Source organism: Paraburkholderia sp. GAS82 (assembly GCF_050436285.1).
Taxonomy (GTDB): Bacteria; Pseudomonadota; Gammaproteobacteria; order Burkholderiales; family Burkholderiaceae; genus Paraburkholderia; species Paraburkholderia phenazinium_B.
The window spans coordinates 388,085-409,941 of sequence record NZ_JBNDLX010000008.1 but is presented as its reverse complement, the minus strand read 5'-3'; the positions used below and the strand labels follow the sequence as shown (position 1 = coordinate 409,941).

23 protein-coding genes and 1 tRNA gene are annotated in these 21,857 nt (G+C 61.7%); 8 read left to right on the top strand and 16 right to left on the bottom strand.

The annotated features are described in order from the left end of the window. Positions 1–55 precede the first annotated feature (55 nt). Complete coding sequence (locus P3T17_RS25915) at positions 56–577, top strand: hypothetical protein (protein ID WP_429409348.1); 522 nt, start codon at positions 56–58, stop codon at positions 575–577. Positions 578–593: 16 nt separating this feature from the next. Here P3T17_RS25915 and P3T17_RS25910 read toward each other — a convergent pair whose 3' ends face one another. The 4 genes from P3T17_RS25910 to P3T17_RS25895 all read right to left on the bottom strand — a co-directional run bounded on the left by P3T17_RS25910 (position 594) and on the right by P3T17_RS25895 (position 5,178). Next, on the bottom strand, positions 594–2,201 hold the full coding sequence (locus tag P3T17_RS25910) for a DEAD/DEAH box helicase (RefSeq protein ID WP_429409346.1): 1,608 nt from the start codon (positions 2,199–2,201) through the stop codon (positions 594–596). Between the two features lie 182 nt (positions 2,202–2,383). Beyond that, positions 2,384–3,004: a PAQR family membrane homeostasis protein TrhA gene (gene trhA / locus P3T17_RS25905; protein ID WP_074263419.1), complete on the bottom strand. Its 621-nt coding sequence runs from the start codon at positions 3,002–3,004 to the stop codon at positions 2,384–2,386. Positions 3,005–3,126: 122 nt separating this feature from the next. Further along, positions 3,127–4,425 carry a c-type cytochrome gene (locus tag P3T17_RS25900; protein ID WP_074263420.1) on the bottom strand — a complete coding sequence of 433 codons (1,299 nt, stop codon included), beginning with the start codon at positions 4,423–4,425 and terminating at the stop codon, positions 3,127–3,129. Between the two features lie 21 nt (positions 4,426–4,446). Then, on the bottom strand, positions 4,447–5,178 hold the full coding sequence (locus P3T17_RS25895; RefSeq protein WP_074263421.1) for a c-type cytochrome: 732 nt from the start codon (positions 5,176–5,178) through the stop codon (positions 4,447–4,449). 428 nt (positions 5,179–5,606) lie between these two features. Here P3T17_RS25895 and P3T17_RS25890 point away from each other — a divergent pair, with 428 nt between their 5' ends. Further along, positions 5,607–6,536 (top strand): CopD family protein, encoded by a 930-nt coding sequence (locus P3T17_RS25890; protein WP_429409344.1) that lies wholly within the window; start codon positions 5,607–5,609, stop codon positions 6,534–6,536. Positions 6,537–6,665: 129 nt separating this feature from the next. On the opposite strand, the gene P3T17_RS25885 is transcribed toward P3T17_RS25890, so the two are convergent. From P3T17_RS25885 to dgoD, 4 genes are all read right to left on the bottom strand, one after another. Then, positions 6,666–6,878 (bottom strand): YodC family protein, encoded by a 213-nt coding sequence (locus P3T17_RS25885; RefSeq protein ID WP_429409343.1) that lies wholly within the window; start codon positions 6,876–6,878, stop codon positions 6,666–6,668. A 111-nt stretch (positions 6,879–6,989) separates the two neighbouring features. After that, positions 6,990–7,292, bottom strand: a complete 303-nt coding sequence (locus tag P3T17_RS25880; RefSeq protein ID WP_429409342.1) for a hypothetical protein — start codon at positions 7,290–7,292, stop codon at positions 6,990–6,992. 233 nt (positions 7,293–7,525) lie between these two features. Next, positions 7,526–8,758 (bottom strand): MFS transporter, encoded by a 1,233-nt coding sequence (locus P3T17_RS25875; RefSeq protein ID WP_429409371.1) that lies wholly within the window; start codon positions 8,756–8,758, stop codon positions 7,526–7,528. Positions 8,759–8,914: 156 nt separating this feature from the next. Further along, entirely contained in the window at positions 8,915–10,063 is a 1,149-nt protein-coding gene (gene dgoD, locus P3T17_RS25870; protein ID WP_074263425.1) for a galactonate dehydratase, read from the bottom strand. A 221-nt stretch (positions 10,064–10,284) separates the two neighbouring features. Between dgoD and P3T17_RS25865 the strand changes: the two genes are divergently transcribed. Then, positions 10,285–11,025 carry a FadR/GntR family transcriptional regulator gene (locus P3T17_RS25865; RefSeq protein ID WP_083611352.1) on the top strand — a complete coding sequence of 247 codons (741 nt, stop codon included), beginning with the start codon at positions 10,285–10,287 and terminating at the stop codon, positions 11,023–11,025. 80 nt (positions 11,026–11,105) lie between these two features. Here P3T17_RS25865 and P3T17_RS25860 read toward each other — a convergent pair whose 3' ends face one another. Beyond that, positions 11,106–12,593: a DHA2 family efflux MFS transporter permease subunit gene (locus tag P3T17_RS25860; RefSeq protein WP_429286979.1), complete on the bottom strand. Its 1,488-nt coding sequence runs from the start codon at positions 12,591–12,593 to the stop codon at positions 11,106–11,108. Between the two features lie 213 nt (positions 12,594–12,806). On the opposite strand from P3T17_RS25860, the gene P3T17_RS25855 reads away from it, so the two are divergent. Then, positions 12,807–13,253: a MarR family winged helix-turn-helix transcriptional regulator gene (locus tag P3T17_RS25855; protein WP_429409341.1), complete on the top strand. Its 447-nt coding sequence runs from the start codon at positions 12,807–12,809 to the stop codon at positions 13,251–13,253. Between the two features lie 73 nt (positions 13,254–13,326). Here P3T17_RS25855 and P3T17_RS25850 read toward each other — a convergent pair whose 3' ends face one another. Genes P3T17_RS25850 through P3T17_RS25835 form a run of 4 tightly spaced genes read right to left on the bottom strand, consistent with a single transcriptional unit; the run spans position 13,327 to position 15,086 of the window. Continuing rightward, positions 13,327–13,764, bottom strand: a complete 438-nt coding sequence (locus tag P3T17_RS25850; RefSeq protein ID WP_074263428.1) for a response regulator — start codon at positions 13,762–13,764, stop codon at positions 13,327–13,329. A gap of 60 nt (positions 13,765–13,824) precedes the next feature. Continuing rightward, positions 13,825–14,211, bottom strand: coding sequence for a response regulator (locus tag P3T17_RS25845; RefSeq protein WP_429409340.1), 387 nt, complete (start codon positions 14,209–14,211; stop codon positions 13,825–13,827). 29 nt (positions 14,212–14,240) lie between these two features. Beyond that, on the bottom strand, positions 14,241–14,669 hold the full coding sequence (locus tag P3T17_RS25840) for a response regulator (protein WP_074263430.1): 429 nt from the start codon (positions 14,667–14,669) through the stop codon (positions 14,241–14,243). 54 nt (positions 14,670–14,723) lie between these two features. After that, positions 14,724–15,086: a response regulator gene (locus tag P3T17_RS25835; protein WP_429409339.1), complete on the bottom strand. Its 363-nt coding sequence runs from the start codon at positions 15,084–15,086 to the stop codon at positions 14,724–14,726. A gap of 278 nt (positions 15,087–15,364) precedes the next feature. Here P3T17_RS25835 and P3T17_RS25830 point away from each other — a divergent pair, with 278 nt between their 5' ends. From P3T17_RS25830 to P3T17_RS25815, 4 genes are all read left to right on the top strand, one after another. Continuing rightward, positions 15,365–16,582, top strand: a complete 1,218-nt coding sequence (locus P3T17_RS25830) for a sensor histidine kinase (RefSeq protein WP_074263431.1) — start codon at positions 15,365–15,367, stop codon at positions 16,580–16,582. Positions 16,583–16,875: 293 nt separating this feature from the next. Further along, positions 16,876–17,004: a hypothetical protein gene (locus P3T17_RS25825; RefSeq protein ID WP_429409338.1), complete on the top strand. Its 129-nt coding sequence runs from the start codon at positions 16,876–16,878 to the stop codon at positions 17,002–17,004. Positions 17,005–17,300: 296 nt separating this feature from the next. Further along, a complete protein-coding gene (locus tag P3T17_RS25820) occupies positions 17,301–17,690 on the top strand; it encodes a DUF2917 domain-containing protein (RefSeq protein WP_429409337.1) in 390 nt (129 codons plus the stop codon). Positions 17,691–17,745: 55 nt separating this feature from the next. Next, the gene (locus P3T17_RS25815; protein WP_429409336.1) at positions 17,746–18,030 is read left to right on the top strand and encodes a hypothetical protein; all 285 of its coding nucleotides are present in this window, start codon (positions 17,746–17,748) and stop codon (positions 18,028–18,030) included. Positions 18,031–18,217: 187 nt separating this feature from the next. Here the strand turns inward: P3T17_RS25815 and P3T17_RS25810 are convergent. The 3 genes from P3T17_RS25810 to P3T17_RS25800 form a co-directional block, all read right to left on the bottom strand. Then, positions 18,218–18,294: transfer RNA gene (locus P3T17_RS25810), tRNA-Met, on the bottom strand. Between the two features lie 127 nt (positions 18,295–18,421). Continuing rightward, positions 18,422–20,080 (bottom strand): MFS transporter, encoded by a 1,659-nt coding sequence (locus P3T17_RS25805; RefSeq protein WP_074263435.1) that lies wholly within the window; start codon positions 20,078–20,080, stop codon positions 18,422–18,424. A gap of 230 nt (positions 20,081–20,310) precedes the next feature. Next, positions 20,311–21,852 (bottom strand): sensor histidine kinase, encoded by a 1,542-nt coding sequence (locus P3T17_RS25800; RefSeq protein ID WP_074263436.1) that lies wholly within the window; start codon positions 21,850–21,852, stop codon positions 20,311–20,313. Positions 21,853–21,857: the final 5 nt, after the last annotated feature.

Sequence of the window (21,857 nt, the reverse complement as noted above, 5' to 3'; positions counted from 1 at the left end):
GTCTTTGCAGGGCGGCCATTTCGATTCACGACGAATGATCAACCGGAGTTCGGCGATGACCGATTCTGTATCCAGACACCCGCTCGAACAAACCGCGTTCGACGAATGGCCGGCGGCGGTGCGGGCGTTGTTCGATGGCACGTCGCTCGCGAGCAAGATTGGTTTTACAGCGTCGTTGTTGACCGCAGACGCGAATGGCCACGTACGGACCTCGCTGCTGGGTGTGGGCGAGTTGTACGCACCCGACGCCCGTACCTTGTGCCTCGCGTTATGGCCGCAATCGCGGGCCGCGGGCGTGCTGGCACGCGGCGGCCGTGCGGCGCTGACGTTTGTCTACGAGGCGGTGTTTTATCAGGTGCAGTTGCGGTTCGAGGCATTGCAGCCGGTAGCTGGCGATGCGAGCGGCCTCGCGTGCTTCATCGGCTCGATCGATACCGGTGAAGCGCAACGGGTGCCGTATGCACGCCTGACGGGCGGCATTACGTTCGAACTGGAAGAGGGGGGAACGGCGGTGCTCGATCGCTGGGAACAGCAGATCGAGCACCTGAAGCAGGCTGCCGCGGTGCGCGGGCCTTGAACAGCGTCAGAGCGGCTTAACGCCCGCGCTGGCCGCCGTTACGCGGCGGTTGCGAGCCACTGCGCGGCGCGCTGCCGCGCGGCTTGGCGCCGCCCAGCAATGCGCCAGGATTGCCACCTTGCGGCTTGGCTTGCGCCTGCGGCTTGCTGCGCGGCGCATGTGTCGCACCGGCGCCGTCATGCGTAGCAGCTGCCGGCTTACCGTGATGACGCGTGGTTTCGTGGCGCGGGTTGTCCTTGCGCACCTGCGGTTGCGTGGGCGAGCCAGCCGGCTTGGCGGCTTGCGGTTTCGCTCCCTGCGGCTTCGCCTGTTGCTGTCCACCGGCCGCGCGCTGTCCCGAACGTTGCGACGCCGGCTTGGCCGCGCCGCCATCGCGCCGGGCGCCGTCGCCGCGAGGCGCGCCCTGGCCCTGACGCGGTTGACGGCCACCGCCGCCGCCGCCCTGACCACGACGCAGGATCGGCTCCGGCTTTGCCGTCGGATCCGGCTCGAACCCGGCGATCACTTCTTGCGGCACGGCGCGCTTGATCAGCTTCTCGATGTCCTTGAGCAGTTGCAGTTCATCGACGCACACCAGCGACACCGCTTCGCCCGATGCCCCGGCCCGGCCCGTACGGCCGATGCGGTGCACATAGTCTTCCGGCACGTTCGGCAGATCGTAGTTGACCACGTGCGGCAGCTGGTCGATGTCGATGCCTCGTGCGGCGATATCGGTCGCCACCAGCACCTGCAGCGTGTTGGTCTTGAACTCGGCAAGCGCGCGGGTACGAGCCGACTGGCTCTTGTTGCCGTGAATCGCAAGCGCGCTGATACCGTCCTTGGTCAACTGCTCAGCCAGACGATTGGCGCCGTGCTTGGTACGTGTGAACACCAGCACCTGAAACCAGTTGTGTTCCTTGATCAGGTGCGTGAGCAGCTCGCGCTTCTTGTCGCGATCCACCGGGTGAATCTTCTGCGCCACGAGCTCAGCCGTCGTGTTGCGGCGTGCGACTTCGATCAGTGCCGGCGAATTCAGCAGGTTGTCGGCGAGCGTCTTGATCTCGTCCGAAAAGGTCGCGGAGAACAGCAGGTTCTGGCGCTTCGGCGGCAGCTTGGCGAGCACACGCTTGATGTCGTGGATGAAGCCCATGTCGAGCATGCGGTCGGCTTCGTCAAGGACGAGGATCTCGAGATGCGACAGATCGATGGTCTTCTGCTGCATATGATCGAGCAGACGCCCGGGCGTGGCCACCACGATATCGATACCGCGACGCAACGCGTCGATCTGCGGATTGATGCCGACGCCGCCGAACATCACCGTCGACTTCAGCTTCAGGTACTTGCCATACGCACGCACGCTTTCTTCGACCTGCGCGGCGAGTTCACGCGTCGGCGTGAGGATCAGCGCACGAATCACGCGCTTGCCTACAGCCGTGGTGACCGGCGGCATGGTGTTCAGACGTTGCAGGATCGGCAGCGTGAAGCCGGCCGTCTTGCCGGTGCCGGTCTGCGCGCCGGCAAGCAGGTCGCCGCCGTTGAGCACGGCCGGGATGGCCTGCAACTGGATCGGAGTAGGAATGGTGTAGCCGAGTTCGTGAACAGCACGGACCAGCGGTTCGGACAAGCCGAGGGAATCAAAAGACATAAAAGCTCTTTGCAATGCAGTATCGCGAACGGCGAATGCGCGGCCAAAAGGCGCGCTTCGAGGCCAAAGCCCAGATCCGGTCGCAGGGAAATCGGCGGCACACGCCAGCGTGTGCCGAATGCTTCAACGCGCTATCAAGACACGTTGACTGGCTTTAAGTTGCACTTCGCCGCCGTGGGGTGTCACGCGACGTAGCGCGCAACACTGACGAATTGACACAGACTGCCCGCCAGTACGAACAGGTGCCAGATACCATGTCCGTGCCGGATGCGCTCGTCGTTGATGAAGAAGTAGATGCCGACGCTGTAGATGATCCCGCCGGCCACGAGCCATGCGGTGCCCGCAGCCGGTAATGCTTCGACCAGCGGACGAATGGCAACGAGCGCGAGCCATCCCATCAAGACATACAGCACCATCGATACGCTACGGGTGCGTCGCCCGAGCGTGAGTTCCTGCACGATACCGAGGGCCGCAAGGCCCCAGCTCACCCCGAACAGGGACCAGCCCCACGGTCCACGCAGCGTAACCAGCGTGAACGGCGTGTAGCTGCCGGCGATCAGCAGGTAGATCGCCGAATGATCGCATTTCTGCAGGACCGCCTTGAAGCGCGGATTGCGCACGCTGTGGTACAGGGTGGAGATAGCATACAGCACCAGCAGCATGGCGCCATAAACGCTGAAGCTGACGACCTTGTACGCGTCGCCCTGCAGCGCGCCCATCGTGACGAGCGTAGCCAGTCCCGCCACCGACAATACAGCGCCGACGAGGTGGGTAATGCTGTTGAAACGCTCACCGACATGCACGACATCTTCTCCTGCTGGGTTCAATACGCCATTGTGCACGTACTGGCTAACCCTGGTCCTAAAAAACGAAGGGCGCGGCCGCGGTTTCCCGCCAGCCGCGCCCTCCTTGTCTCGTGCGCCGCCTAGTCGAGCGGCGCTGAGCGCAGATCCGACACCTGTTGCGGCGACACCGCCGTACCGTGGTTACCCCACGACATACGGATATAGGTGACCACAGCAGCGACCTCCTGATTCGACAGCGACTGCGCGAACGGCGGCATGCCATACGGCTTCGGATTGCCCTCCGTGCTCGGCGGGAAACCGCCGTTCAGCACCATGCGGATCGGGTTCACAGCCGACGGCATCTGGATTGACTGGTTGTTGGCAAGCGGCGGGAAATTCGGCGGTTGGCCGAGACCGTTTGCCTCGTGGCACTTCGCGCAGTTGTCGGTATATACCTTCTGACCTTGCTGCAGCAGTTGCGTGCCGAACTGAGCCGAAGTTTCCAGCTGCAGGTTTTCCGGCGCTTCGCTCTTCTGCGGGATGGTCTTCAGATACGTCGACATCGCCTGGATGTCTTCGTCCGACATGTATTGCAAGCTGTTGTGAACCACTTCAGCCATCGGGCCGAACACCGCGCCGCGTTGCGACACGCCGTTCTTCAGCAGCGCCTGGATGTCCTTGATGTCCCAGTCGCCCAGACCCGCTTCCTTGTTCGACGTCAGCGACGGTGCGTACCAGTTCTGCAGCGGAATCAGGCCGCCCGCAAAGGCTGCCGAATTGACCGGGCCGCCCATGGCGTTGATCGAGGTGTGGCACATGCCACAGTGGCCGAGGCCTTCGATCAGGTAAGCGCCGCGGTTCCATTCGACCGACTTGGTCGGATCCGGCTTGTACTCGCCTTCGCGGAAGAACAGCGTGCGCCAGCCAATCAGCAGGTTGCGGTTATTGAACGGGAATTTCAGTTCGTGCGGACGGCTCGGCACGTTGACCGGCGGAACCGAGCGCAGGAACGCGTAGATCGCATCCGAGTCCGCGCGCGACACCTTCGTGTAGCTCGTGAACGGGAAGCCCGGGTACAGCAGGCTGCCGTCCTTCGAACGGCCCGTGTGCATGGCGCGGTAGAAGTCGTCCTGGCTCCACTTGCCGATGCCGTACTGGTCGTCAGGCGTGATGTTCGGCGTGAACATCGTGCCGAACGGCGTGGCCATGGGCAGGCCACCGGCGAATTCCTTGCCGCCGCGCACCGTGTGGCAGGCAATACAGTCGCCGGCGCGGGCGAGGTACTCGCCCTTCTTGATCAGTTCCGCCTGGTCGGCCGGTGTGGCGGCCATAGCGGTGCCGTTGTGCAGGTTGTCGCCGCCCGACCACAGGACGGGAACGAGGGCAGCGGCCGCAGCCACGACAACTGCCGAAAGGGCGAACAAAGACTTGCGTTTCATTTGATTGTCTCTCCCGGTGCCTTATTGCGGTTCGCTGCCGCAGGCAAGCGGAGTCTTCATCGAGCGGGCCGGAGCCGGCACGGGGTTTTGCGGAGCCGTCTGCGTGGACAACCATGAAGCGACGGCATTCACGTCATCATCGGTCAAGCGGGTAGCGATCTCGTGCATGCAGTCAGGCGCAATGGCATGACGCGAACCGGAACGCCAGCCGCCCAGCTGCGCGCTGATGTAATCAGCATGCAGGCCGACCAGACCCGGGATAGCCGGCTGCATACCGGTCAGCGCCTTGCCATGACAGGCGGCGCAAGCCGGAATCTGCCGCGATGCGTCGCCGTGCAGCACGATGTCCTGGCCGCGCGCCAGCGTATCCGACGACACCGTGGGCTTGCCCGGCGGCGGGTACGGCGGCCGTTGCTGCGAGAAGTACGTCGCGATCTGATGAAGGTAGTCGTCCGAGAGGTACGTGACGAGGTAGTTCATGGGCGGATACTTGCGGCGCCCTTCGCGGAAATTCTGCAGCTGGTTGAACAGATAGTCAGCCGGCTTGCCCGCGAGGCGTGGGAAGTAGTCGTTGTCCGTGCCCTGACCGTGTGTGCCGTGGCATGCCGCGCAGGCCTGCACGCGCGCTTCCATCGTGTCCGGGGTCGTCGGTTGAGTCTGCGCTTTCGCAGCGCTATAGACGCCTGCAGCGCCGATCAGCAGAAGGGCAAGCAGCGGGCGGAAAATGCGTCTTGAAGACACGCGTAACTCCATCAGATTCGGGGACCCGACCGGGCTTCGGACGGCTCGGCTTGGGGGCAGTGGGGCTGCGGCGACGCAGCATTCTATCATCGATGGGTAATGGTGACTATTTGGCACGGGCGAGCCCCGTTCCTCCTCGTAAAAGCCGTTAAGACAGTTTGACATAGTGTGCGTTTTGGCTATATCTAACCTGCTTTTCTGGATCGGTTGCCGCGTCCTTCACTGATGCTTTCGCTGCGCGAGCGTGTAACCAGGTTGAACCCACACGCATGCAGACCATCGAAGCGTACACTCCCGGGGCGCCGGTGTCTTGCTGCGGCGCGTGCAACCCTTCCCTCTGTATTTTCCACAAGCCATTCGCCTTTCATGAAGCTATCCGATTTCTCCCGCCCTGCCCTCGACGGCCTCCCCACCCACGACACTGACGCGTTTACGGCCAAATGAGAGTAGACGGATTGTGGATCGGGCAGGTCGCCATGGCCGCGCTCATGAACGTCGCGTTTGCATTTGCAGTCGGTTCAGCGTTGCTCGGCGCGTGGCTTGCGAAGGATGCCCAGGCCAAAGTTTCGCCGGCGCGGCCGGCCTGGTTGCGTGCGCAGCGCTCGATGCTGACGGCGTGCGTCGTGCTGGTCCTCGCCGACCTCGGCTGGTTGTTGTACCAGTCCGCGGCGATGAGCGGCAGTGCGTTGCCGCAGGCCTTCAGCGTCATCCCAACCGTGCTTTCGCAGACGCACATCGGCTATGCGTGGAGCGTTGCGTTTATCGGCGCGCTGGTGCTGCTGCTGACCGCGATGTCGTCGCACGCGAGCACGCTGCGTAATGCGCTGCTGTGGCTCGCGGTGATTGCGATCGCCGCCGGCAAGGCGTCGCTCGGGCATGCGGCCGATGCCGGTCCGGCGTCCGCGGCCATCGGCGTGCATACGTTGCATGTGCTTGCCACCAGCGTATGGGGCGGACTGGTCGTGACGGCTGGCCTCGCGGTGTTGCCGGCGTTGGGCACTTCGACCGCGCGCGGTATGTTGATCCGTACCGCTATGCAGATCTCGAACGTGTCGCTGGTTGCGGTCGCGTTTGTGCTGCTGACTGGAATCTTCAATACCGTGCGGGGCTCGGGCGGATCATTCGAGGCAATCGAGATCAGCACATGGGGACACGTACTGACGCTCAAGCTGGCGCTGGTTGCTCTGGCGCTCGTGCTCGGCGGCCTGAACCGCTTCCTGGCCCTGCCGCGGCTGCGCCGCACCGCGTCGACGATGGACGCTCACACCTTCATCAACGTGCTTTACCTCGAAGCGCTGGCAATGATCGGCGTGTTCATTGCGGCCGCTGCGTTGTCGAACAGCGTGCCGGCCTTCGTCCCGCTCGGCTGAGCGGTCGCTGGGAGGGTGCGAAGCACCCGTCCGCGGTGGGCGCCACGTAAAAAAACGCCGCACAGCAAGCCTGTGCGGCGTGAACACACGCGGTCGCCCGGCAGGAGCCGGTTGCCCCGGTACTGCCCGTTAAGCGGCGAGCGCTTTCGGCACTCGCTCCAGCATGGTTTCAGGGAACATCTCCTGACGCAGTTCGCCGTCCTCGTCGAACCACTGGCAGATCAGCCACGTACCCGGTGCAAATACGACCGGCCCGACCCACGTGGCGGTCATCGGACGGCCCCCCGATTTGAGCGTCAGCACATCGCCGCCGCGGTACGTCGTTCGTTTTGGTAGAAACATCGCTTTCATCACTTCGGTCTTCCAATCAGTTCGTTGCGTCGGCTGCTTCGGGCGGTGCGGGCGTTTAGTCGTCCGCGGATTTGGCCCGTTTCATTTTTGAATCGGCGCGACTTATTCGTAGCCCAGCTTGTGACCGAGGATCGGCGCGCAGAACAGCGCGATCGCGCAGCCGCTCGCCTTGCCTTCGAGTTCGGCGCCGGCGGCATGCGAGCCATAGAGTTGGGTCAGCAAATCGAACAGTTGCGGCGCGCAGTAAATGAGCGCTGCAGCGATGAAACACTTCTCCACCGTCGAGATGCGCCAGCCGCGTTGGAATGCCATGACCGCACCGATTACCCGCAGTACGCCGAACACCACCAGCGCGCCCACAGCTGCTTGTTCGCGGATCAAATAGTCAGGAAGAAATTCGCCCATGATTGCCCTCTCGCATCGTCTTTGACTGCTAAAAAGCAAGGAGCGGGCCAAGCGGGAAATGCGGTTGTGGCGGGAGAGCTGAAAGCCTTTACCAGAAAGGCTTTCAGGCGAGTCGGTGGGATGCGCGGAGGTGCGTGGAAGGCGCTTTTAAAGCGATTCGGTCCGGGATGTTACGTAACTGAGACTCGTGCGTTCGCTAGCGCACGTAACGTCGCCGGAGGTGTCTCATCCGCCTAGCGGATCCGTTCGATGCGGCCGACCAGAAACAGATACGACAGCGCGCCCACCACGCCGACCGCGCTCATGAAAACGAGCGCCGGCGCGAAGTCGTTGCCCTTGACGAGCAGGCCGATCACGATCGGCACGCAGATCGACGACAGGTTGCCCATCAGGTTGAACATGCCGCCGGTGAGTCCGAGCAGTTCTTTTTTCGCCATGGATGAGACAAGCACCCAGGTGATCGACGAAAAGCCGCTGCCGAAAAAAGCGATGGCCATGAAGAGGATGACCATCGAGGGACTGTCGACAAAGTTCGCGCCGACAATCGCCGTGGACAGCAGCAAGCCCATGACGATGGGCACCTTGCGCGCGACCGTAGCCGAGACGCCGCGGCGGATCATGGCGTCGGAGATCAGGCCGGAAGCCAGAATGCCGACGAAGGCGGCGAGAAACGGCACGGCGGCCATGAAGCCGGCCTTGAGAAAGTCCATGTGGCGGTATTTGACGAGGTAGGTAGGAAACCACGTCAGGAAGAACCACAGCGTCGAAGTCACGGCGATCTGGCCGATATAGATGCCCCAGAGTTTGCGGTTACCGAGCACGGCACGCCAGTCGGCCGAGTTGTATCGTGCACGAGACACGCGGGCGCTGCTGAGTTCGACGAGGCCGCCGCCGCGACGGATCGTGTCGAGTTCCGCCTCGTTGATCCCGGCTGCTTCGGACGGCTCGCGATACAGCGCGTACCAGATGAGCGCCCACGCCACGCCGATGAGTCCCGTCAGGATGAACACGCCGTGCCAGCCGAAGTGCTGCTGGGTGAGGACGAGCGCGGGCGTCAGGAAGGCAAGGCCGACGTACTGGCCGGAGGTGTAGACGGCAATGGCGCGGGCCCGCTCGCTGTCGGGGAACCAGGTGGTGACGATGCGGTTGAGCGTCGGATAGGCCGGCGCCTCGAGCACGCCGAGCAGCACGCGCAGCGACAGTAGCAGCGCAAAGGCGCTGGCAAAGCCCTGCAGGACGGTGGCGATCGACCACAGTCCGATGATCAGCGCCATCATCAGCCGGGGCCTCGAGCGGTCCACCAGCATGCCGCCGGGAATCTGCAGCAAGGCGTACGACCAGCCGAAGGCCGAGAACACCAGCCCCATGTGGGCCGGATCGAGTTGCAGGTCCTGCGCGATGGCGGTGGCCGCGATCGACAGGTTGCTGCGGTCCAGATAGGTAATGACGACGGTGATGAACAGCATGACCAGCAGGCGGTGGCGTTTGCCGGTCGCCTGGGTTTCGAATGTGGATGTCTCCACCACGACTCCTTTTTACAGTGGCCTGTTTATGGCTTGTGCTTCAGATCTCGCCTGAAGCAAAAACGCCGCCCGCAGGCGGCGTTTCATCAGATCAGCGGCTTACCATTCGGCGACGCTGCCGTCCGTATGACGCCACACCGGATTGCGCCAGCGGTGACCGACCTTCGCCATCTCGCGGACCTTCTCCTCATTGACCTCGATACCGAGTCCCGGGCCTTGCGGAATCGACACGAAGCCGTCTTCGTATTTGAAGACCTCGGGATTCTTGATGTAGTCGAGCAGGTCGTTGCCCTGGTTGTAGTGGATGCCCAGGCTCTGTTCCTGGATGAACGCGTTATAGCTGACCGCGTCGATCTGCAGGCAGGTGGCAAGGGCGATCGGGCCAAGCGGGCAGTGCAGCGCGAGCGCGACGTCATACGCTTCGGCCATCGACGCAATCTTGCGGCACTCGGTAATGCCGCCCGCGTGCGAGGCGTCCGGCTGGATGATGTCGACGTAGCCGCCCGCCAGAATGTGCTTGAAATCCCAACGCGAGTAGAGACGCTCGCCGAGTGCGATGGGCGTGTTGGTCTGGTTGACGATGTCGCGCAATGCCTCGGCATTCTCCGAGAGCACCGGCTCTTCGATGAACAGCAGCTTGTACGGGTCGAGCTCCTTGGCGAGCACCTTCGCCATTGGCTTATGCACCCGGCCATGGAAGTCCACGCCGATGCCGATGTTCGGCCCCACCGCCTCGCGCACGGCTGCGACGTTGTTGATGACGCCCTGCACCTTGTCGAAGGTGTCGATGATCTGCAGCTCTTCCGAACCGTTCATCTTCACGGCCTTGAAGCCGCGTTCGACTACGGCACGCGCGTTGTTTGCGACGTCGCTCGGACGGTCGCCGCCGATCCACGAGTACACCTTGATCCTGTCGCGCACCTGGCCGCCGAGCAGCGCATGAACCGGTACGCCGTGGTGCTTGCCCTTGATGTCCCACAGCGCCTGGTCGACGCCGGCGATCGCGCTCATCGTGATCGGGCCGCCGCGGTAGAAGCCCGCGCGGTACATCACTTGCCAGTGGTCTTCGATCAGCAGCGGGTCTTTGCCGATCAGATAGTCCGACAGTTCTTCGACCGCAGCCGCGACGGTATGCGCGCGGCCTTCGACGACCGGTTCGCCCCAGCCGACGATGCCCTCATCCGTTTCGATCTTGAGGAAGCACCAGCGCGGCGGGACGATGAAGGTTTCGAGCTTGGTAATTTTCATGGTGAGCGTCTCCTGGTGGCGGCCTGGCTGCACGGGTTGTCTGCAAACCAGGCCCGTCATGGGCTGGCGAATACCGGTGGGCGCTGCTTGCTGAGGCGCACGCGTCCATCGGCGCGATATCTGAGGAGTCACATCCTACAACAAAATCGCCTTTAAGTACTATTAATAGTACTATTGACGCCAAGCATACGGTCGCCGGGCGCGCTGGATTTACCGTTGGGATGCCGGATAATCGCGTTCGTTCCAAACATAAAGAGCGCCGGAAGACGGCGGGGAGAGCACCTATCCAACACGATCTGCACGGGCGTGTCGCCCAACAACTGGCCACCGCCATTCTGCGCGGCGACTACGCGCCGGAAACCATCCTGCCGCGCGAAGCCGAGTTGATGGAGACATTCGGCGTGAGCCGCACGGTGCTGCGCGAAGCGCTGCGCACGCTGACGTCCAAAGGGCTGATCGAGTCGCGTCCGCGGGTCGGCACACGGGTGCGGCCGCGGCATGCGTGGAATTTGCTGGATGTCGACGTGCTCGACTGGTATTCGCGCGTCGCGGAGCCGATGACGTTCGCGCTCAAGTTGCAGGAAATGCGCGAGATGATCGAGCCTTATGCCGCAGCGTTAGCTGCCGCTTCGCACAGTCCGGAGACTTTCGATGCACTCGAAACGGCGCACGCGGCGATGGTGGCCGCGCGTAACGTCGACGAATGGGTGCGGGCCGATCTGCGCTTTCATATCAGCGTGCTGGCCGCGTGCAGCAACGAATTGCTGATTCCGCTGGGCACGCTGATCGAGCGCACGCTGGAAGCGCAGTTGCGACTGAATGCGAAGCGGGCGGAGGTCTATAACGCCTCGTTGGCTGAACATACTGCCGTGTTCGAAGCGATCCGCGCGCGTGATGCCATAGCAGCGCAGCTGGCCATGGCGGGTTTGCTCGGCGTGACGCGGCGGCGGATCGAAGGCTGAGCGGCGAGTCGCTGATCCTTCGTGGCTGCGGGCGCGCGTCGATCAGCGCGGGGCCGACCCTCCGAAACCGCGGGCTCGCGTCAATCCATCGCCGCGTGCGCCACCGTCGCATCCGGCACCTTGCGCGCCGGCCGAATCAGCAGCAACAGTGGAACGACCAGCAGCGTCGCCACGAACATCAGCTTGAAATCGTTCAGATACGCGATCATCGCCGCTTGCTGCGTGATTGAAACGTTCATCGCCGCGAGGTCGTACGCCGATCCGCTTTCGAGCATCGGTCGCATGAGTGGATTGAAGAGGTTGACGTTCGCGGCGAGATCCGAATGCGCGACTTGCGTACCGCGCGTCATTAACGTCTGCACGATCGAAATGCCGATACTGCTGCCGATATTGCGCATCAGGCTATACGTGGCTGTGCCATCTGCGCGCAGTTGTGGCGTGAGAGTGGAAAACGTCAGCGCGCTCAGCGGCACGAAAACGAGACCGAGCCCGAATCCCTGAATGACGCCCGGCCATACGATATCCGACGCGGAGAGCACGATCGTGTAGTGCATCATCTGCCACAGCGCGAACGCAGAAATGAGGAATCCTGAGAGCAGCAGCAGGCGCGCGTCGATCCGTTTGAGCAGACGCCCCGCAAACAGCATGGCGATCATCGTGCCAGCGCCGCTCGGCGCCGTGACCAGGCCGGTCGTCGCGACCGGATAGTTCATGAGCGTCTGCAACATCGGCGGCAGCAGCGCGCGCGTGGCATACATCACCGCGCCGATCACGAAGATAAAGAACGTGCCGGTGGCGAAATTGGGGTCTTTCAGCAACTCGGACTTGAAGAACGATGTCTTGCCGACTGTCGTCGTGTGCACCAGAAAGAACGCAAAACTGATGGACGCAAGCAACGCCTCAGTGACGATTTCATTCGAGCCGAACCAGTCGAGTTGCTCGCCCCGATCGAGCATCGCCTGCAGTGCACCGATCGCAAGCGCGAGTGTCGCGAAGCCGAAGGCGTCGAACTTCACGTCGTGGCGGGGTTCCTTGCTCGGCAGAAACGTCAGGACGCCGAACAGCGCGAAAGCGCCGATCGGCAGGTTGATGAAGAAAACCCAGCGCCAGTTATAGCTGTCGGTCAGCCAACCGCCGAGCGTCGGCCCGAGAATCGGACCGACCATCACGCCCATGCCCCACACCGCCATCGCCTGACCTTGCTTCTCGCGCGGATTGATGTCGAGCAGGATCGACTGCGACAGCGGCACCAGCGACGCCCCGAAAATGCCTTGTAGCAGGCGCGAGGCGACGATCTCGGTCAGCGTTTCCGACATGCCGCACAACGCCGAGGCGATCGTGAAGCCCGCGATGGAAAAGGCCAGTAGCCGTTTGACGCTGAACCGGTCGGACAGCCAGCCGGTCAGCGGCGTGGCAATGGCGGCGGCGACGATGTACGAGGTCAGCACCCACGTGATTTCGTCCTGCGAGGCGGACAGCGTGCCCTGCATGTGCGGCAGCGCCACGTTGGCAATGGTGCTGTCGAGCGTCTGCATCAGGGTGGCGAGCATGATCGAGACGGTGATCATGGGCCGGTTAAGCGCGGCGGTACTGCTCCCTGACGAGGTTTCTGCAGACATGGACGGACGATTGGGCTATGCGGAGAAAGATAGTAAGCATGCTTAGTATAATGGAGCACACACTACGCGACTACCAGGAACAGTACGAGGACGGCCGTCTATAGCCCGGTACCGGACTGCTGTTCGCCGCCCGTTTAGCTCCTGCTTTCGTATAATCGCGCGATGGAAAAAGCCCAATTCGAAGAGCGTTTCGGCTTCTTGATTTCGGACGTTGGCCGCCTGTGCGGCAAGCGCTTCGACGACCTCGCCAAGTCGACTGTCGATCTGACCCGCGCGCAAGCCCGCGCCCTCGCGTATCTCGCGCACTATGGCGACGTCAACCAGGCGCGCCTTGCGGATCTGCTCGAAGTCGCGCCGATCTCAGCCGGACGCCTGCTGGACCGCATGGAAGAGGGTGGCTGGATCGAGCGCTGGAGCAATCCCGAGGATCGCCGCGAGCGTCAGGTACGGATGACGCCCAAGGCGGAGCGGGCGCTCGGCAAGGCCCGCAAGGTGGGCGACGAAGTGGCGGCGGAGGGCCTGAGCGGCTTCAGCGATGAGGAGGCCAGACAGTTCATTGCGCTGCTGCAGCGGGTGCGTGGCAATCTCAGCCGGATCGTGGACCGGTAGGCGAGCATCGAAAGACGCTCCTGATCCCATCCATCAGGCGCTCGCGATCCGGATCCAGACCGGAGTCGCCACGTCAATTCCAGAGTTTCCTTGGTGCCGGCTGCCAGCGCGAAGGTGCCGGCGCTGCGATAGTCGTGGCGTGGTGAGGGCTCGCAAGACGCTTCGCCAATAACGTATCGATGGTCGACTCAAGCGTATTCAGTTCAACTGGCTTTGGAAGAAACACAGTCCATAACGCCGATTTTTCCGCGGGTGGAGTCTGCCCCGACGACATCACAACCGGAATCTGGGCGAGCGCCGGATAAAACTTTAGCCGTCGGCACAGTTCGACGCCATCCGTGCCCGGCATGTTCCAGTCTGTCACGATCAAATCGGGGAGGCATCGGCTCGCCTTGTCCAGCGCCGCTTTGCCGTCCTCCGCGAGGATCACGTGGTGGCCGTGTCCCTCGAGCGCCAGTTGAAGCAGCCAGAGCGAATCGACGTCATCGTCGACGAGGAGGATGGTAGACATAGGTCGAAAAAGTCAGGAGTCTTCTGCTTTTCCGCAACAACCATGCCGCCCGGGCGGCGCCTAGGTTGCCGGGCGATCCCCGCCTGCTTCTGCGACGAGGCGCGTCAGCTGGTCCATCGACACGGGCTTGGTCACGTGTGCGTCAAAGCCCGCTTCGGCGGCTTTTTTCTTGTCCGCGTCGCCGGCGTATCCGGTGAGCGCGATCAGCCGCGTGTTCGCTAACGCCGGGTTGCTGCGCAGCAGCTGCACGAGATGCATGCCGCTCATGTCCGGCATGGAGACGTCGATCAAAGCCACGTCGGGGATAAACGTTTCAACCACGGCCAATGCGTCCGCGCCGCTGTACGCAGTGCGGACGCCGTGCCCGTCCAGCTCGAGCAGCATGGCCAGGGCGTCGATTGCGTCTGCCTGGTCGTCAACGAGAAGGATCTGTTTTGCTTGCGCCATGTATTAAGGTCTGGTTCTCATGAAATGGCTTAGCGCCAAAGCTTTTGCATCAATGCGAGCAGCGCCACCGGGGCCGTACCTTTGCGGCAGTAGCCATCGAAGTTGTGGCGCGCTTTTCCCGTTTCGCGGACATGGTCGTCGTCAAGCGAGGTAAAAGCCACGATCCCGAGGTTGGTCGTCGGCAGATACGTGCGTAACGCCTCGGCGGTTTCAAAACCGTCGCGCTCCGGCATCATGATGTCGAGCACGACTACGTCGGGAACCCAGTCCTTTACGCAGCGCAACGCTTCTCCACAACCATTGGCAGTACGTGTTTCCACACCTTCGTACGACAGATAGACGGCGAGGGCCTCGGCCGCTTCAGGGTTATCGTCGACCACCAGCACACGTGGTACGGCGTTCAGGAGACGAAGCTTGCGAGCGCTCCAGGTTTGGCACGGAGAGTGGAGTTGGGACAATTTCGACCGCCTTTAAAACGTTGACTGTCGACGAGCAGCAAGCCGCATGCCACATCAAGATCGGTCACCCTTACATAGCCCCTCGACAGTAGTCAGAAACATTTGCATAGGAGCGGGCTTTTGCAGGCAGGCATTCCAGGTCTGTACTTCTTCGGCACGCGGCGGCGCGGCCGAATGGACGAGAATAGGCAGATGCCCCAGCTCAGGGTGGGCTTTTAATTGACGGCACAACTCCGCACCGCCCATCAGCGGCATCATCCAGTCAGTGATCACGAGATCGGGGATGCTGACTTTCAGGTGATCGAGGGCTTCCAGACCGTTGCGCGCACAACATACCGCGTATCCTTCGTGGACCAGAATAGCCTGCCATGCGGCGAGCATGTCCGGGTCGTCATCCACAAGCAAGATTGAGTGCATTCGCGACTGCCGGTTCGTGAGCATGGGTTGGGCCGTATTAGCGCATGCAAAAGTCGTTCCATCGTTTGCGGTGCGTCATAATGGGCGAGCGATCAGTTGGCGCAAGGCTGCGAGGTCGACGGTCAACGCCCGCGCCGTAACCGGTTGCGCGATGACGGCCACGGGCGCGAAAGCCGCGCGGAAGTCGTACGGATGAGCCACAGCGCTTACCGCCTTAACTGTTTGACCCGGTAGAAGCAGATTCCTGTTGTAGAAACGATCTTCACTGAGTGGCCGTTATGACCGATACACCTACCGGGCCCCTGCGCGGGTTCGCAAATTATCTTCGCCGCGAGCGGCTTCGCCTGACCAACCAATGGATGAAGGCGGTCTTCGGCGACGCCGATCTGGTCGAAGCCGACAAGCTGACGTATGAACAGCTTGCCGACCACCTTCCGGAAATTCTCGACGCGCTATGTCTAGCCCTCGAAGCCGAAGATCTCGAGAAAGTGGAGCCGGCAATCGAGCGTGACGCGCGAATGCACGGCATGGTGCGCTGGCGCCAGGGATACCGGATCGAAGAACTGGTGCGCGAACTCGACCTGTTTCACCAGACGCTGATCGACGCTCTCGATGCGTTCGCGGAGACCGAAAGCGCCTTCACGCGCCGCCATGAGAAACGAGCGGGTCGCCTGATTGCAGAGGCATTGAGTCTCGTCACCTTGATGTCGATACGCGAGGTGGTCAACGAACGCGACCGGAAAATCGACGAATACACCGGCAAGCTTGAACGCGCGAATCACGAATTGAAGTTCAATCAGCGGCTGGTTAGTGATCTGCATGAATCGCGGATGCAAATTACCCGCAGCGTTGTGCACGACCTGCGTAATTTTCTGAACGCGTTTTCGGTTGCTCTGGCGCTGATCGAACGGGCACCTGCGAAGGCGGAAGCTGCGTTGACGTTGGCCAATCGCCAGGCGGCGGATATGAAGCAACTGGTCGACCAGATGGTGGAGTACTCGGTCGTATTGGGGGATAGCAGTCCGCTCGCCGTCGAGCCATTCGACTTGAGAGGGCTGTTCGATGAACTGGTGATATCGTCGAGACCCGCTATCGAGGCAAAGCGCCTGCGTCTGCTTACCGCGTTCGACGCGTCGCTGGCGCCGGTGATTTCGAATCGCCTGAAGCTGAAACAGGTTGCACTCAACCTGCTGTCGAATGCGACCAAGTACACGGCGGCCGGTGAGATAGAACTCGCCATGACCCGCGTGGGAGACGGGCATTGGTCCATTCGTGTCTCCGATACGGGTATCGGGATTGCGCCTTCGGATGCGGACCGGGTGTTCGATGAATTTGAGCGCGCCGCCGGTGACGATATTCCTGGCACAGGACTGGGACTCGCAATCGTCAAGGAGCTTTGCCGCGTGTTGCACGGACAAATCCATTTCGAGTCGCGCGAAGGGCGCGGGACGACGTTTGAGATCCGCTTTCCATTTGAACTCGAGGTGGTGAGCTAAGCCGTCGTGACGTCGCTATTTTCGTGGAACATGCTGCTCCCTCGTCAGGGTTCGACAAGGGACAACTGTGAAGCGATGGGTTATCCGTATTGCATCGGCGTTTGCCGTGCTGATCGCATTCATCGTTGTGACGGGGAGCGCCTATGAGTTTCTGCGGCGACATCAAGCTCGCCAGGAGTTTCCTCCGCCATGCAGCCGTTCTCCGAAGAAGAACTTCAGCAGATGAAGATAAGTGCGGCGCAGGGTGCCAAGGACAGGGCGATCTGGAAGCAGATGCAGGATGATGAAGCGACGTGGCGTCCAGAAGCCAGCATCAACTGGTCTACGACTCCAGCCACTACATCCAGTTTCACAGGCCTGATCTGGTGATCAATGCGGTGCTGTCGGTTGTCGATACGGTGCGTGCGGATACCGCTCATTAGACTGACGATGCGCTTCGCTTAAACGGCAGGAAGACGTGTCGCGCTAATGTCAACATTGTCAAAATTTTTGATTGACAAGCTATTCCATGCAATAGAAACTTCATGACATGAACACGCCAGCCCTTATCGCCATCGCGATTAAACACCGAATGATCACCGTATGGGGTAGATCATCGGGGGCGTGTGCGCGTTAGCCAGTAAGCAGTAACGCAAGTCACAAGGCCTCGCCGGAAACGGATGGGGCCTTTTTCTTTTGGTGGCTTCTCCGTCAATCGGCTCAATCGACGGAGATGACCATGCAACACGCCAGCCCGCAGTTCGATTGCTCCCAGTTATCTGGCGATCATGATGCCGTGCGTGAGACGTACGCGCCGCGGATGGTGATTCACCTGAGTCTCGTGCCACGGCAGACCGTGTCATGGCGGGTCGTCGCGGACTGCGAGGTCCGCGCATACGGCTCGCGTGTATGGCTCACGCGCATATTTTCCCCGCACGACTATTGGATGCAGGTTGGCGACGTGATTCGGATCGCGCGCGGGGAGCGCATCTGGCTGAGCGCCGATGGTGACCGGCCGGTGGAAGTCACTTTGACGAGCGAGTATGTCGAGCGAAAGCGATTGTTAACGCGAAGACCTTTGCGGTGGTTGCGGCGGCTTTTGGATATTTTGTTGCCGCTGGCCAAGTAGGGGTACTGACGTCAAATTGTGAAAGCGGTCGCGACGTACTATATAGGAATGCGAAATGAATAAGAGCGTTCAGGAACAAGTGATGGATCAGGCTGCGCCCCTGAGGGCGCGGCTCATTTCCGAGGTGGGGTGGCAATGGATGGTGGGGATCGCCAACATGCTGTTGATACTTGCGTTGTTCGTGTTGGCGGTCGTTAAGGCGCCGTCGAGCGCTAGGTCAAACAATACGCGATGCCTGCAGCAAGTCTCCAACGAGGAGCATGTGAGTCTCGAGGCGTTTTTTCAGAATCCGATGGAGCAGGATGCGATGGTGCAGGCTATGGAGGTTTGTGCTCGATGAGGGGGTACTGGAAGCCGGTACGATGTTACCGATATTCGGTACGCAGGGCTGGTGTCCGGCTGCGATGAAGGCAGGATAACGGAGATGGGTGATTGCCATGGCGAAAGCTTGATGAGAATTCGAGCTTTCGAGTTGCTTCGCCACGCGGAAAACGAAAAGCCCCGACGAGTCGGGGCTTTAGTAAAACTGGTGGCGAATCAGGGATTCGAACCCCGGACCTGCGGATTATGATTCCGTCGCTCTAACCGGCTGAGCTAATTCGCCAAAGAAGAAGCGAGATTATGAAGATGGTCGCGGCGACTGTCAACCCCCACCGCGGCACGGCGTCAAACCCCGCGACCCGGCCCGAACCAGCCTGAATAAGGCTGGCCCAGCCCCAGAAACCCCAGCCTCAATCCTGCGCGTAAATATCCGAGTCCTTGGTCTCCTTGACGAACAGCAGACCGATCACCAGGGTAATGAGCGCGATCACGATCGGATACCACAGCCCGGAGTAAATATTTCCCTTCGCCGCGACGATCGCAAACGCCGTAGCCGGCAGGAAGCCACCGAACCAGCCATTACCGATGTGATACGGCAGCGACATCGACGTGTAACGAATGCGCGTGGGGAACATCTCCACCAGCATCGCCGCAATCGGCCCGTACACCATCGTCACGTAGATCATCATGATCGTCAGGATCACCACGCTCATCGGCCAGTTGATCTGTGAAGGATCAGCCTTGGCCGGATAGCCGGCGGCCTTCAGCGTCGAGCCGAGCGTCTCGTCGAACGCTTTGCCTTGCTCCTTCGCATCCGGCGCTTTGCCGTCGAACGTATTGACCACCGTGTCGCCCACCTTGATCTGCGCGACGGTGCCCGCCGGTGCCGCAACGTTCTCGTAGTTCAGGCCGGCCTTCGACAGCGCGCTCTTCGCGATGTCGCATGAGGACGTGAACTTCGACGTGCCCACCGGATTGAACTGGAACGAGCACTCATCCGGGTTGGCGATCACCACAATCGGCGACTTCTGCGTGGCGGCTTCGAGCGCCGGATTGGTGAAGTGCGTCAACGCCTTGAACAGCGGGAAGTAGGTCAGCGCGGCGATCAGCAGGCCGGCCATGATGATCGGCTTGCGCCCAATCCTATCCGACAGCGAGCCGAAGAACAGGAAGAACGGCGTGCCGATCAGCAATGCCAGCGCGATCAGGATGTTGGCGGTCGGACCGGCAACCTTGAGCGTCTGCGTCAGGAAGAACAGCGTGTAGAACTGTCCGGTGTACCAGACAACGGCCTGGCCGGCGGTCAGCCCGATGAGCGCGAGAATCACGATCTTCAGGTTCTTCCATTGGCCGAACGCTTCGGTCAGCGGCGCCTTGGACGTCTTGCCTTCGGCCTTGATGCGCGCGAACACCGGCGATTCGTGCAGTTGCAACCGGATCCACACCGACACGCCCAGCAGGATGATCGACGCGATGAACGGCACGCGCCATCCCCAGACGCCGAACGAGTCTTCGCCGATCGAGGTGCGCACGCCGAGAATCACGAGCAGAGAGAGGAACAGGCCCAACGTGGCTGTCGTCTGGATCCATGCGGTGTAGAAGCCGCGACGGCCGGCCGGAGCATGTTCCGCGACATAGGTCGCAGCACCGCCGTACTCGCCACCGAGCGCCAACCCTTGCAGCAACCGCATAGCGATAAAAATCACCGGTGAAGCCATGCCGATCGCCGCATATCCCGGCAGCAGACCAACGAGGAAGGTCGACAGACCCATGATCACGATCGTGATCAGGAAAGTGTATTTACGTCCGACCAGGTCGCCCAGTCTGCCGAACACGATTGCACCGAACGGCCGCACGGCGAAGCCTGCCGCGAAGCTAAGCAGCGTGAAGATGAAGCCGGCTGTGGGATTGACCCCGGAGAAAAAGCTCTTGCTGATGAAGACTGCCAGCGAACCGGCAAGGTAGAAGTCGTACCACTCGAAAACAGTGCCTAGCGACGATGCGAAGATCACCCGCTTCTCTTCGTGCGTCATCGGCACGTGGGAGATTTGCCCGCCAACGGTAGCCATATGTCGTCTCCAATATTGATATGTGTACTCGGTCCGCCCGCGAGGCGTACCCGTGTCTCGGATTATTGGAGTGGAAACTTACGGCCTACTGACGTGGCATCTCAAAATCGTGTTAGAGGAGGAATGGCGTTGGATGTTGGTATCTGTCGTTAAATTAAAGCTAATTATCAGTCATCGTTGATTAAAACGGCGCTATGTTGCAAATTTTCGGCGGTTTAGTCTGGCCCCCGTTAGGGTAAGTCCCGGGCCGTTTCTCGCGCCCTCAAGCTGACGCGTACAAGTGTTCCGGCGAGACGCGGCGTGCTTTGATAAACGTTATCGTCGATCGTTAGCGTGCCGCCGTGCATGGTGACGATCTCGCGCACGATCGCCAGCCCGAGTCCGCTGCCGTCGCCCTCGCGGCCCAGGATCCGGTAGAAGCGTTCGACCACCCGCGCCCGTTCGGCAGCTGGAATGCCAAGCCCGGTGTCCTCTACCTCAAGGTGTACCTGGCTGGATGCCGGGTCTGGACGCACCCGCACTGTGATCCGGCCGCCGGCTGGCGTGTAACGGATCGCGTTGTCGATCAGGTTCGACAGCATCTCGCGCAGCATCAGCAGGCTGCCGTCTATTTCAACGGCTTCGTCCGGTCCCTCGTAGCCCAGATCCATCTGTTTGGCGAGTGCCGCCTGCACCCAGTCGCGCACCGCATTGCGCGCGACTTCGGTGATCTCGACCGGCGCAAAAATCTGTCCCGACAGCCGGTTTTCCGCGCGCGCGAGCGCCAGCAATTGCGTGACGAGCCGCGCGGCCTGCTCGGAACTGGTAGCGATCTGCTCGAGGGAACGGTGGACTTCCGCAGACACGTCCTGGCGCAGCGCCAGTTCGGCCTGAGTGCGTAGACCGGCGAGCGGCGTTTTCATCTGATGGGCGGCGTCGGCGATAAAACGCTTTTGCAGCTCCATATTCTGTTCGAGGCGCGTTAGCAGATCATTGAACGACGTTACCAGCGGTTCGATCTCCGGCGGAGCGCGGCGCGCTTCGAGCGGCGACAGGTCGTCGGGACGCCGCGCGCGGATATGCGCCTGCAGCGCATGCAACGGAGCGAGCCCGCGCGAGAGTCCGAACCACACGAGCACGATCGCGAGCGGCAGGATCACGAACTGCGGCAGGATCACGCCTTTGATGATGTCGTTGGCGAGCTGACTGCGTTTGTCAAGCGTCTCGCCCACCTGTACGAGCACCGGCAACGCACCCGGCGTGTGCGGGAACTCGACCGTCGTGTAAGCGACGCGGATGTCGTTGCCGTGCAGCACGTCGTCGCGGAATTCAACGAGGCCCGGCGGCGGCCGGTCTTCCTCGTGCGGCAGCGGCATATCACGATCGCCGCTCACCAGCTCGCCGCGCGTGCCCAGCACCTGATAGAAGACCTTATCGACGTTGTCTGCGCTCAAGAAGTCGCGCGTCGCAGCGGGCAGGGACAGCTCCGCCACGCCGTTCACCGGATGAATCTGGCGGGCCAGCACGTACGCATCGGTTTCGAGCGCGCGGTCGAACGGGCCGTTGGCGATCGATTTGGCGACCAGGTAAGTGACCGCAATGCTCATCGGCCACAACAGCAGCAACGGCGCCAGCATCCAGTCGAGGATCTCGCCGAACAGCGAGCGCGGGCGTGCCCCGGCGGCGGCTTCGGTTTCGTCGGGTGGCGCGAACGGGTTCGCGTAGCGGGCGTCGCGCGCCTCGTCGTCGAGGTCCACCGCTGGCGCCGCGGCGCGCTCTGCGCGTGCGGACATGAGCG